This is a genomic window from Yoonia sediminilitoris (assembly GCF_003058085.1).
In the GTDB taxonomy this organism is placed as follows: Bacteria; Pseudomonadota; Alphaproteobacteria; order Rhodobacterales; family Rhodobacteraceae; genus Yoonia; species Yoonia sediminilitoris.
Window position 1 is genome coordinate 59,129 of sequence record NZ_QBUD01000013.1, and the last position, 12,331, is coordinate 71,459.

Consider the following 12,331-nt stretch of genomic DNA (forward strand, 5'->3'; position numbering starts at 1 on the left):
TACTTGGCCATTCCACAAATTTTCCGAAAATCCGCACAAGAAATCTGGGCTATGAAATACGGTGGTGCACCCACAGGATCACGCGGCCACTTGACCAACCCGGGTTTCACAGGCAATCCGCCCAACCACGATCTGGCTTGCTCATGAAAACCGATTGGAATCTGGCGTTCCAGGATGGCCGACACCTTCCTTCGGCCCGTCGTTTCAGGAGTCCCATAAATGTCTTTGCAGCAGCCGTCGTGTTTATCTGTCAATGACTCAGTTTGCATTCGATGATGTCAGCAGAATGGTCGCTTCGTCCGCGTCTTGCTAGTTGATACGTAGTGCAGCAAAAGCCATTTCATCCCAGACCTGTAGCGCGTGGCGGGCGCGGCGAAATCTGTATCATTGCGATCATGGGTGCCCAAAAAGAAAGCCCCGTCACAAGACGGGGCTTTTTTGCATTGTCATTTCGACCGGGTTTAGTCTTCTGCAGCTTCATATTCAGCCAAACGCGCCTTGTCTGCGGCGCCTTTGGCGTCCACGTCGCGGTCGACGAATTCGATGATGGCCATTGGCGCCATGTCACCATAGCGGAAGCCCGCTTTCATGATGCGGATGTAACCACCCTGACGCTCCGCATAGCGTGGGCCAAGAACTTCGAACAGTTTTGCGGTGTGCATTTCCTGCTTCAGGCGCGCATTGGCCTGACGGCGGGCGTGCAGGTCGCCGCGTTTCGCCAGCGTAACCAGCTTTTCAACCACACGGCGCAGTTCTTTGGCCTTGGGCAATGTTGTCTTGATCTGCTCATGTTCGATGAGCGAGCCTGCCATGTTCGCGAGCAGCGCCTTGCGGTGCTCATGGGTGCGGTTCAGGCGGCGGTAACCTCTTGCGTGACGCATTTTTTGATCTCCTAAAGTGCTTTATGCTTTGTCTGGCAAGGGATGCGTGTCCCCTACTCTCCTTGGGGCGGAATGCCCGGATGTTCCCCGCTTTTGCGGGCATTTTGTGGATGGGCCCGCAGGCCCACCCGAAATCTTTAGAACTGGTCTTCGAACTTTTTGGCCAGATCTTCGATGTTGTCTGGTGGCCAGTCCTCGACGTCCATGCCAAGGTGCAGACCCATGCCGGACAGAACTTCCTTGATTTCGTTCAGGGATTTCCGGCCAAAGTTCGGCGTGCGCAGCATCTCTGCCTCGGTTTTCTGGATCAGATCGCCAATATAAACGATGTTGTCGTTCTTGAGACAGTTGGCAGAACGCACGGACAGTTCCAGCTCGTCCACTTTCTTGAGCAAAAGCGGGTTGAACTCAAGACCGTCATCATCGGCACCGGCTGTCGCTGATTCAGGTTCGTCAAAGTTGACGAAGATAGACAGTTGATCTTGCAAGATGCGGGCGGCGTAGGCCACGGCATCGTCAGGTGTCAGTGACCCGTCGGTTTCGACCTTCATGGTCAGCTTATCATAGTCGAGCACCTGCCCCTCACGGGTGGGCTGCACGTCATAGCTGACTTTCTTGACCGGTGAATAGATCGCATCGATGGCAATCATGCCAATGGGAGCATCTTCCGGCTTGTTCTTGTCGGCTGCGACATAGCCTTTGCCTGTGTTGACGGTCAGCTCCATGTAAAGGTCAGCACCATCATCGAGGTGACAGATCACGTGATCCTTGTTCAGGATTTCGATGCCCGCTGTTTCGGAAATATCGGCAGCGGTCACAACGCCGGGGCCTTTGGCTTGCACAGACAAACGCTTGGGGCCTTCGACTTCCATACGGATCGCGACACCCTTGAGGTTCAGCACGATGTCGGTGACATCTTCGCGCACACCCGAAACGGACGAGAATTCATGCAGGACATTGTCGATCTGCACGGCCGTAATCGCAGCACCTTGCAGCGACGACATCAGAATACGGCGCAGGGCGTTGCCCAATGTCAGACCGAAACCACGCTCAAGCGGTTCTGCGACGACAACGGCCTGCCGCGCCGGGTCGTTGCCCAGTTTTACTTCCAATTGAGTTGGCTTGATCAACTCAGCCCAGTTTTTGTGGATCATATGTCCCTCCATACCTGCCTGCCTTCATGTCCAATAAGGCAAACGCCCGAGGTTAAAATGACGGATTGGGGCCGCGCGAAAGCACGGGCCCCAAAGCGTTTCGTAATAAATTAGACGCGGCGGCGCTTTGGCGGACGGCAGCCGTTGTGCGCCATTGGGGTCACGTCGCGAATAGATGTGATGTTGAAACCAACAGCAGCCAGAGCACGCAGCGCGCTTTCACGGCCAGAACCGGGGCCCTGCACTTCGACTTCCAGCGTCTTGACGCCGTGGTCTTGTGCTTTCTTGCCCGCATCCTCTGCCGCCATCTGCGCTGCATAGGGTGTTGATTTCCGCGACCCTTTGAAACCCATCGTACCCGCAGACGACCATGAAATGGCGTTGCCCTGCACGTCAGAGATCAGAATCTTGGTATTGTTAAAAGAAGAGTTCACATGCGCCACACCAGCGGCGATGTTCTTGGAGACCTTCTTTTTGGTGCGTTTTGTATCACGTGCCATTGTTCAAGCCCTCCCTTATTTCTTCTTACCGGCAATGGCCTTTGCAGGACCCTTGCGTGTACGTGCGTTGGTTGATGTCCGCTGCCCGCGCACAGGCAGATTGCGACGGTGGCGCAGGCCACGGTAGCAGCCAAGGTCCATCAGGCGCTTGATGTTCATCTGTGTCTCACGACGCAGATCGCCTTCCACCATCAGGTTGGCGTCAATATATTCACGAATTGACAGGACTTCTGCGTCAGAAAGTTGATTGACGCGACGAGCGCGGTCGATCTTTGTTGCTTCACAGATTTCTTCGGCTTTGGCAGGGCCAATTCCGGTGATGTAGGTCAGGGCGATTGGAACCCGCTTTGCAGTCGGGATGTTTACGCCGGCAATACGTGCCACGTGTGCAATTCCTTTTCGTTGCGGGTCCGTCATTCCAGACCCTTTTTTCACAACGTAAGCCCGGAGCGGGTGAGCGCCGGGCTGCGTCATATCAGGTGGTCGTTAAATCCGGGGGGCGACCCCGGATAAACAGATTGATTCCCTTGCGGGATGGCGCTGTTTAGAAGCGTTGGTGATGAGCGTCAAGCCCCGTCAAGCCGTTTCGGCAAGGTGCTGAATCAGGCGCTTGCCAAAGCAGCATTTATGCTTGCCGCGACCTCATCCATACTGGCCAGACCATTGACTGTTTTCAGGTCGCCCTTGGCATAATAGTAGCCAACCAAAGGGCTGGTCTGTTTGTAGTAGGCAAACAGGCGTGTCCGCAGGCTTTCTTCGTTGTCATCGGCGCGGCGCGTGATTTCGGCGCTGCCACAGTTGGAACATTTGCCATCGGCAGGAATTGGCTTGGTGTTGTCGTTATAGACCTCACCACAGGATGCACAGCTTGACCGGGCAGTGATCCGGTCAACAAGCGCATCGTCATCAACTTGCATCTCGATCACCGCATCAATGTTTTCACCCATATCTACCAGCAAGCGGCCCAGCGCATCTGCTTGCGCCAGCGTGCGGGGGAAACCGTCGAAGATATAGCCGCCGGCACCATTGTCAGCCTCGAGCTGTTCGCGAATCAGACCGATGACAATATCATCTGTGACCAGTTCACCGCGGTCCATCACAGCAGCAACTTGCTTGCCCATTTCGGTGCCACTGGTGCGCGCTGCGCGCAGCATGTCGCCGGTGCTGAGCTGTACCATGTTGCGTTCGTCCACCAGCCTGCGTGCCTGTGTCCCTTTACCCGCACCCGGCGGCCCCAAAAGTATGATATTCATCGACGCGCTGGTCCTTTGCGTTTATTCGCGCCCCGCTTACCACGCAGCTGCGACTTTTCAATCAGACCTTCGTACTGGTGAGCAACGAGATGGGATTGAATCTGTTGGATAGTGTCCATGCCAACGGACACGATAATCAGCACTGATGTGCCCCCGAAATAGAACGGAATGGAAAGCTGTGCGCGGATAATCTCGGGCAGCAAAGCAACCAGCGCAAGATACCCCGAGCCAAGAACCAGAACACGCGTGACGACATAATCAAGATATTCCTGCGTGGCTTTACCGGGGCGGATACCCGGCACATAGCCATTCTGGTTCTTTAGATTGTCGGCCACATCTTCCGTCTTGAACGCAACTTCACGGGTGTAGAAGTAGGTGAAAAAGATGATCATGCCGCCAAAAAACAGCAGGTAGAGCGGCTGTCCGGGGCCAAAGTACGCCAGAATAGTCGACATGATAGGGCTGGCTGAACCACCGCTGAATGTGCTGATCGTTGTCGGCAGCAAAAGCAAAGCAGAGGCAAAGATCGCGGGAATCACACCGGCGGGGTTCACCTTGATCGGCAAGTGGCTGGATGAGCCGTCATAGACTTTCATGCCGCGCTGCTGACGCGGATACTGGATATGGATCTTGCGCAGGCTGCGTTCCATGAACACAACAAACGTCAGGATCACAATGACCATCAGGATGATGCCCACAATCACCACCGGGCTGATCGCGCCGGACCGCCCCTGCGACAGGAACTGCGCCATCGCAGCGGGAATTTCAGCAATAATGCCCACAAAAATGATCAGCGAAATACCGTTACCTATCCCGCGCGCTGTGATCTGCTCACCGATCCACATCAGGAACATGGTGCCGCCAACGATTGTCACCATGCAGGCAATACGAAAGAACATCCCCGGATCAGAGGCCAGACCGCCCGCTTCAAGACTGACAGCAAGGCCATAGGCCTGCGCGGTTGCCAACGCCACCGTACCATAACGGGTATATTGGTTCAGCTTACGCCGCCCGGCTTCGCCCTCTTTCTTGAGGTTTTTCAGCGGCTCCCACATCGCGCCCAAAAGCTGAACGACGATCGAGGCCGAAATGTAGGGCATGATCCCAAGTGCAAATATCCCCATACGAGACAGCGCGCCGCCGGTGAACATGGACAGGATGCCGCCAATACCAGAGGCGGCTTGTTCCATGAATTCACGCAATGCCAGATTGTCGATTCCAGGGATGGGGATATACGTTCCCAGCCGATACACCATCAACAATCCAATGGTGAAGAAAATGCGCTGACGTAGTTCAGTTGCCTTGCCGAAGGCGCTCCAACTGACGTTGGCTGCCATTTGCTCTGCTGCAGAAGCCATAAGGGGCCCTTTTCATGATCAACGCCGCCATCCGGTTTCCCGAGCGGCGGCGTTTGGAAAACTTCAAAAAGACATGTAGGCGACCGGCTGGTCGCTCACAAGGTCTTACTCAGCCGCCACCGGGGTTGCCACGGTCAGCGAACCGCCCGCCTTTTCGACAGCTTCGATCGCGCCCTTGGATGCACCTGTCACAGTGATGTTGGCTTTGGCCTTGAAATCGCCCTTGGCCAGAACGCGGATACCGTCCTTTTTGCGGCGAACCAGGCCGGATGCGATCAGCGCTTCCTCGGTGATGTCTGCCTTGGCGTCGATCTTGCCCTCGTCGATGAACTTCTGGATCAGGCCCAGGTTCACAACGGCGAATGTCTTGCGGTTGATGTTGTTAAAGCCGCGCTTTGGAAGGCGCTGGTACAAAGGCATTTGCCCGCCTTCATAACCCTTGATCGCAACACCCGAGCGGGATTTCTGACCCTTGATACCACGGCCACCGGTTTTACCCATGCCGGACCCTGGGCCACGGCCAATGCGTTTCTTGCGTTGGGTTGCGCCTGGGTTGTCAGACAGTTCGTTCAATTTCATGTCGCTTCTCCTCTTGCCGGAATTGGCCCCCAGCGACGGGAGCGGCCAAACACGGCGTTGCATGTGAGTCGGGGCGAGTGCCTGCCGACCAGCGGCGTATAGACGGGGCTTACGGACAGGTCAAGAAAGCATCAGCTGCAAATACGGATGCCATGGAGGGACGGCATGCGCCGAAGCGGCAAGGCAAAAGTACCAGACAGGCATTGGCCTCAATCTCATAAAAAAAACGCTCGCGCAGTTCACGAGGGAGGAGAAGTCCGTGTTCCACGCGAGCGTTCTTGCTCTTGATTATGACGATACCGTTCTTGCAGATTTGGCGGCTTTTTTAAATCGCGGGGATTGTGTCCCCTTGCTGATCACGCTCAGCGATCGTCAATGATCGCGCAAGGTTTTTCTGCACTGCCGCAAGAAACTATGCGACGGCGCAGAAGCTGGTGCAATTTTCAGCAACCATTACCCGAGAGGATGGGGTCTGCTGCCAATTTAAGCCCCCAACAAAGTGGTGCGGTCACTTCGCACCCTGAGATTTTGGCCAGTTCCTGCTCAAAATCTTTCATCTCTGCGCCCCCAGCGATCAGGTGGCGGATGTCCTCGCGTGCAATATTTTCGCACCTGCCCGCCCCTAACACTTGGCCAGGGGCGAGAAGGCTCATTCTATCTGCTTTCAGTTTTGAATGGATTTCATTACGGATGAAAAAAGGTGACAGCCATGTCCCTGCGTTCCTTCACCAACGCAATCGTTTTGAGCACTTTCAAATGCTGCTATGACCCAAAGCCGAGGTCGGTTGGTCAAGGACAAGCCCCTTTGCCCCAAAAATGATCGGCCGCGCTATGGCATTGGCGAGCGTTGCTTGTCCGCACTGGGCCTGCGTTCGATCACTGAACTGACTCCCAATCTTGATGCAAATGGCAGGCAAAAAAAATCCGCAAAGCCGGAGATTTGCGTCGAATTGTTGATCAGGCGTCTGGGGCTTCAATCGCCTTGTACGCAGCTTCACAAGTATGGGAGCCAACGGCCAAAACACAGTCTATCTACACGTCGGGTTGCAACACTGCGTCAGTTCAGGTGTCGATTTGCCTGAGATCATGACCCATACATCATGTTAAATTCGAAGCCCAAGCCTTCGAAATACCCAGTGCAGCCATCAATCAACGCCGTGTTCAACGCTTCCGGTATCAGGGACGGGCTATTGCATTTACTCTTTGAATGATTTCTCGCGGATCTGCCTACATCAAACTCAGGCTGTCCGACGTGCATCAGTGCGCCAACATAAGCGGTGGCTTCCAAGCCAGATTTCATCATCACCACCGATATGCGGCAATCGACTGCGGTCCGGTTTGCACCCAAACAGCATCTGCATATGTCAAAGCAACAACGTCCCCGTCAGGCCGCGTTGCAGTGGCCGCAAATTGCAAGGAGTTTGCACGTATATATCGCACGCAGCGCATTTCGCGGACGGTCCATGTGATCCGTTATTCACCAAATACCTAAAAAACAGATTTGCCGAGCGTGGGTGTTGCTCGAAATCAGCATATGCACTCAGGCTGCGCGCCAGCAACCAGTGGATGGCACAATACGATTCTTGTTACTGTCCAAGTTCGCGGGCTTTGCCAAGCGTCAGCGGACAATAAACTCGGCGTGCAGTGCACCGCTGGCCTTAATGCTCTTGAGGATATCAATCATATCTCTGGGAGCCACGCCCAGCGCATTCAACCCTGCGACAACCTCGCTCAGTGATGTGCCCTCGCGCACTTCTGCCAGCCCAATCCCGGGCTCTTCAATGATGGCGGCGTCTGTTCGGGGGACAATGACCGTCTCTCCTTCCGCAAACGGGTTTGGCTGCACAACAAGCGGCGCCTCCTGGATGCGCAGCGTAAGGTTGCCTTGGCTCACCGCGACCCGGCTGATGCGCACATCCTCGCCCATCACAATTGTTCCGGACCTTTGGTCTACGACAACGCGGGCGCGCCTTTCGGGCTCAACCATGATATTTTCGATCCGACCCAAAGCATGTGCGGGCGACCGCATCCCCGAGGCCGCAATCGATAATTCTACCGTTCCCGCGTCCAACATGACCGCAACGGCGCGCTCAAAATCCTGATTGATCGCCATCTCAATCCGCCCCGCAGTTGTGAAGTCCGGTGTGCGCAAAGCTAACCGAAGAGTCGTCATACCGGCAAAGTCGAATGCAACCTCGCGCTCTATGATTGCCCCGGAAGGGATCACACCAGCGGTCGGCACGCCTTGTATCACGGCCGCGCCATCACCCTGAGCGGCTGCGCCGCCCGCAATGATTGTACCTTGTGCTACAGCATAGATGTCGCCGTCGGCGGCATTCAGCGGGGTCATAATCAGCGTTCCCCCCAACAAACTGTTTGCATCGCCAATTGCTGATACGGTCACATCCATTGGACTACCCGCCCGCGCAAACGGAGGCAGCGACGCAGTTACCAGAACAGCGGCAACATTTTTGGGACGAAACTGTTCACCCGTGACATTCACGCCAAGACGTTCCAATATATTGCTTAGCATCTCTTCGGTGAAGGGCGCGTTTCGCAACCCATCGCCAGTCCCGTTCAACCCCACGACAAGTCCGTATCCGACAAGATCGTTTGAGCGTACACCATCAAATTCCACCAGGTCTTTGATACGAATTGGCGAGGCGTTGGCCGACTGCGCAAATAGCAGCAGCAAAATGCCTATGAAAAGCCGCAAATGCTGCATCAGAGGTAACCTAGTAAGCTAAGTTGCGAAAGCCGCGCGGTGACGCTGTAGTGGGTTTCCAACTGCAATTGTACCGCACTCAAGCGCGAGGCGGTCTCAAATGGGTCCGCCGAAATCAAATCGTTCTTGGCCATGCTCAAGGCCGTCTTTTGCGAGGTCAACTCTATCGTCGTTTGTTCCACCCGTGCCTCAACAAATCCGATGCGCGATTGCATTGCCGCAAGACCATCGCTCGAAGCAAAAAGACGAAGCCCGGATTCCTGCAAAAGTTCAGATTTCGTTTGCTGGCTAATCGCAGGGAGATCATTGGCCATGGCAGCAAACGCTGCACCTTTCAGGACGTCACGAATGGCCCCATCATCTGCGCGCGCATCGATTTCGAACACCCGGTCCGCGGAAAGGCGTTTCTGGACGGGAGCACCTGTATCACCCAAATACCCCATTGTTGCATATCCGCCCGCCGGGTCATCAAACCAAAAATCAATCGCGGCTCCAATGGCCGCTGTCGTGGTAGCGCCACCTATCGCTGTCTGGAGATCGGCCAACATGTCATCCGCCGTTGCAAGCACCAGACCCTCTGTCTCAACGCCGCCAAAAAGTGAACGATCAGCGAGCCGCGTATTTAGGCTTGCAACCATGCTTTCAAATGTCCCACGGGCTGCGGCGGCCGAGACATCAACCTGCTGCGGTGTGCTAACGTTGTTCAGGATCAACAGGTCAGAACTTGTTTGACTGCGTGCCGCATCCACCTTTTCAAGCATGATTTGCATTGTGCTCAATTGCATGCCGGTCTCGCGCGCAATCTGTGCGTATCCAACATTTAGCTCCAGACTGTAATTGATTCCCGACAATTGTGTCGTTTGCCCGCCCAAAGTGGCGCTTACATCTGTGACCCGACCGGTCGACAAGCTTTGGGCAAGGCGGCTCAAATCTGATTTGATGGTGCCACTATTGCGCATGGACACAAATTGCTGGGCCATGTCTCCCACGGACGTCACTGGCATATCATAGCTCCATCAAGCGTTGCATCATAAAATCTGCGGTCTCTATGACCTTGGCGTTGGCTGCGTAAGCTTGTTCGATCCTAAGCAGATTTTGCAGCTCAAGGTCGGTATCCACACCTTGCGCAAGCTCAGCCTCTCGCAAGGTATCCCAGCGTGCTGCGGTGTAGCTGAGTTGTTCATCAGCTTTCACGCGCGTGGCGCCGATCAGAGACGTAAACTCTGCCATTCGCCCCGCCGCCGTTCGACTGGCGGCACCGGGGATATCCGCGCGCGTTACATCAAGTGCCGCGATCCATCGGTTGAGTTGGGTCGCATCACCCGTAGGTCCGGTCGTGGCTGCGTTCAGACCGTCACGCAACAGAGATATCAGCCCACCCTGCAAAGGATCAATCGCCGGGTTAAGCGCGATCCGCCCGGCGAGCCCTTCCAGATCAGCGGGGTCCAATACCCCACCTTCATCAGTTAACAGGCCCATATCTCCCGGCGCCAGTGTCAGATCGTTGGCGGGGTCTTGAAACCGCGCGATCAAATCTGCGGCGATCCCATCAAGCGCCCCCTGCGCCTGCACAAGGGTCTGGTCACGCAGAGCAAAAGAGGCACCCATCGATCCGCCATCAAGCCGCCCGATACCCGTTACCGGATCAAGCGGGACGCCATCGAGTGTAATGCCCGACAGAGCACCCGATGCAAGCGTCATATCGGCGGTGATTGTTGGCGATGGCTCAAAGCCGAATTGCACTGCCTGGGAATCCAGCAGCGTCGTGCCGTTTGTCGTCATCAGGACGATTGAGCCATTTTCGCGGGAAATCTCTCGTACCGGGACAATCTCAGCAATCCGGTCGACAACATTCTGGCGTTGATCCAGAAGTGACGATGGATCCTGCCCAATCGATTTGACGCGCAAAATATCCTTGTTGAAATCGGCGACTTGCAGCAATGCAGAATTAAGTGTTTCGATGTCACGCGCGATTGCAGCATCGGCTTCTTGTCGCATCCCTTGAATTGAGCGGTCATTCGAGCTTAGTGTTGTCGTCAAGTCATTCAAACGCGACAGAACATTCGAGAGCCGGACCTCTGACGCTGGATCGCTACTTGCGCGAATGAGCGATTGTTCAAACAATGCAAGACGCCCTCCGAGGCTGGCAGGGTCTTCTGCGTCACCCAGCATTTTCTCTAGGCGTTGCAATGTGTCCACACCTCTTTGTTCACCGCTAAGCGCGGCATCGACAAGGCGACGGTCCGCAAGAATACCGGGATCCGAAAAACGCGTGATCGATTCAACACGAACGCCCCCGCCCACACCGCCACGTTGCGATGCAATCAGCTCGACCGACCGGCGCCCGTAACCATCAGTGAGCGCATTCGACAGGTTGGACGACGTCACCTCTGCAAAGCGGGAGGTCACCGCAAGCCCAGATAAAGCGTTGCCTAGTGCACTAGAAATACTCATTGGTCATCTACCCCCGAGGTGCGTTAGCGTTTGATATTCGTGGTTTCTTGCAGCATCTCGTCGACGGTCTGGATCACCTTGGCATTTGATGAATAGGCGCGCTGCGTCTGGATCAGGTTGGTTAACTCGCCAGCAACATCAGTGGCGGACTCTTCCCTGGCGTATCCCACGATATCGCCGGTTGGACCGTCACCCGCATCCCACAAAAAGAACGTGCCGCTGTCTGGCGTCACACGGAAGCTTTGCTGATCGAGCGTCTCGAGCCCATTCACGTTGGGTACATCGACCAAGGGAATCTGGTAAAGAACCCGGTTGATCCCAATATCAAAGGACGCGCGAATGTAGCCGTTGGGGTCAACTTCGATCGACGTCAAACTACCAACAGGCGTGCCGTTCTTGGAAATAGACGTAGGTGAGAATGCATTGGAAAGCTGTGTCAACCCGATCCCACTGCCCAATTCTCCAATGTTGATTTCCATCGGGCCGCCATCGACTGCAATGGTAAGGACACCCGTCGCAGGATCATAAGGCCCACCGGAGGTTGTTGTCACGTTAAGCAACGTTCCGCCGCCACCCCGGCTATCATCGAAGGTCAGGGCATATTCGCCCACAACGTCCGGAATGCCGTCGGTATTGACGTCCGATTCGCTGTCTTGGATGACCATTGTCCATTCGTTGGACGCACCGAACGCCGGCACCGTTGGTGTAAAGGTAAAGCTCAGATTTGAGGACGCCCCCAAATTGTCGAAATACTCGACCGACAGCGTTTCATTATCGCCCGCAGCCCCCTCACGCGTTGAGGTGGCTGGCAGGTTGACAGAGAGGTCGACCCTGGTCGTTGCCTCGCCCGCGAATTGGTTGGCGTTGATCTGAACTGGGACAAGGCCGTCAACCGAATCCCTTGGATAATTGGGGATCGACCCATCTGCCAGCGCCGGGACGCCCAGCAAAATCAGGCCTCCTGGACTGCGCAAGAACCCTTGGGCATCAGGTCTGAAGGAGCCGGTCGTCGTCAAGAGGAGAGGCACATCACCATTGTTCACGGTCACGGCAGCTTCAGGCGTGACCGGCAGCATGCCGCGTCCACGGACTGCAAGATCAGTCGGATTTGACGTCGAAACAAGCGATCCCCGCTCATCAATCAGGCGTGACGTCGTTGTACGCACACCGCCTGCAGAATAAGTTCCCCGCCCGCTTTCAATCACCATGGAATCAAAGTCTGTCACGGCGCGCTTGTAGCCATAAGTGGATGAGTTCGAGATGTTGTCCGAAATCGTGGCCAGGCGCGAGGCGTTCGCGGCCAGACCTGCAACACTGGCGTTCAAGGAAGAGGAAATCGTCATTAGGTGCCTTTCTGCATCAGGGATGACTTCAAAGTCCTCTTCTTCCTAAACGGTCAGGCTTAATGTCCCCCTAACACGTAAAAT

The 12,331-nt window shown here is 55.4% G+C and carries 12 protein-coding genes; all 12 read right to left on the reverse strand.

Annotation, left to right across the window (positions count from 1 at the left end):
- Positions 1 to 461: 461 nt before the first annotated feature.
- The 12 genes from rplQ to C8N45_RS18545 all read right to left on the reverse strand — a co-directional run bounded on the left by rplQ (position 462) and on the right by C8N45_RS18545 (position 12,247).
- Positions 462 to 881 (reverse strand): 50S ribosomal protein L17, encoded by a 420-nt coding sequence (gene rplQ / locus C8N45_RS18480; protein ID WP_108387734.1) that lies wholly within the window; start codon positions 879 to 881, stop codon positions 462 to 464.
- 137 nt (positions 882 to 1,018) lie between these two features.
- Positions 1,019 to 2,035 carry a DNA-directed RNA polymerase subunit alpha gene (locus C8N45_RS18485; protein WP_168769524.1) on the reverse strand — a complete coding sequence of 339 codons (1,017 nt, stop codon included), beginning with the start codon at positions 2,033 to 2,035 and terminating at the stop codon, positions 1,019 to 1,021.
- 110 nt (positions 2,036 to 2,145) lie between these two features.
- The gene (rpsK, locus tag C8N45_RS18490; RefSeq protein WP_008236527.1) at positions 2,146 to 2,535 is read right to left on the reverse strand and encodes a 30S ribosomal protein S11; all 390 of its coding nucleotides are present in this window, start codon (positions 2,533 to 2,535) and stop codon (positions 2,146 to 2,148) included.
- 15 nt (positions 2,536 to 2,550) lie between these two features.
- Complete coding sequence (gene rpsM / locus C8N45_RS18495) at positions 2,551 to 2,919, reverse strand: 30S ribosomal protein S13 (protein ID WP_108387844.1); 369 nt, start codon at positions 2,917 to 2,919, stop codon at positions 2,551 to 2,553.
- Between the two features lie 218 nt (positions 2,920 to 3,137).
- Positions 3,138 to 3,788 carry an adenylate kinase gene (locus tag C8N45_RS18500; protein ID WP_108387736.1) on the reverse strand — a complete coding sequence of 217 codons (651 nt, stop codon included), beginning with the start codon at positions 3,786 to 3,788 and terminating at the stop codon, positions 3,138 to 3,140.
- The gene (gene secY, locus C8N45_RS18505) at positions 3,785 to 5,125 is read right to left on the reverse strand and encodes a preprotein translocase subunit SecY (protein ID WP_108387846.1); all 1,341 of its coding nucleotides are present in this window, start codon (positions 5,123 to 5,125) and stop codon (positions 3,785 to 3,787) included. The genes C8N45_RS18500 and secY overlap by 4 nt, the downstream gene beginning before the upstream one ends.
- Positions 5,126 to 5,251: 126 nt before the next feature.
- Entirely contained in the window at positions 5,252 to 5,725 is a 474-nt protein-coding gene (gene rplO / locus C8N45_RS18510) for a 50S ribosomal protein L15 (RefSeq protein WP_108387737.1), read from the reverse strand.
- Positions 5,726 to 6,168: 443 nt separating this feature from the next.
- Complete coding sequence (locus C8N45_RS18515) at positions 6,169 to 6,378, reverse strand: hypothetical protein (protein WP_108387738.1); 210 nt, start codon at positions 6,376 to 6,378, stop codon at positions 6,169 to 6,171.
- A 965-nt stretch (positions 6,379 to 7,343) separates the two neighbouring features.
- Entirely contained in the window at positions 7,344 to 8,450 is a 1,107-nt protein-coding gene (locus tag C8N45_RS18530; RefSeq protein ID WP_108387741.1) for a flagellar basal body P-ring protein FlgI, read from the reverse strand.
- Positions 8,450 to 9,454 (reverse strand): flagellin, encoded by a 1,005-nt coding sequence (locus C8N45_RS18535; RefSeq protein ID WP_245882745.1) that lies wholly within the window; start codon positions 9,452 to 9,454, stop codon positions 8,450 to 8,452. Before C8N45_RS18535 ends, C8N45_RS18530 begins: the two co-directional genes overlap by 1 nt.
- Position 9,455: 1 nt before the next feature.
- A complete protein-coding gene (gene flgK / locus C8N45_RS18540) occupies positions 9,456 to 10,904 on the reverse strand; it encodes a flagellar hook-associated protein FlgK (protein ID WP_108387742.1) in 1,449 nt (482 codons plus the stop codon).
- A gap of 23 nt (positions 10,905 to 10,927) precedes the next feature.
- Positions 10,928 to 12,247: a flagellar hook protein FlgE gene (locus C8N45_RS18545; RefSeq protein ID WP_108387743.1), complete on the reverse strand. Its 1,320-nt coding sequence runs from the start codon at positions 12,245 to 12,247 to the stop codon at positions 10,928 to 10,930.
- Between the last annotated feature and the right edge of the window lie 84 nt (positions 12,248 to 12,331).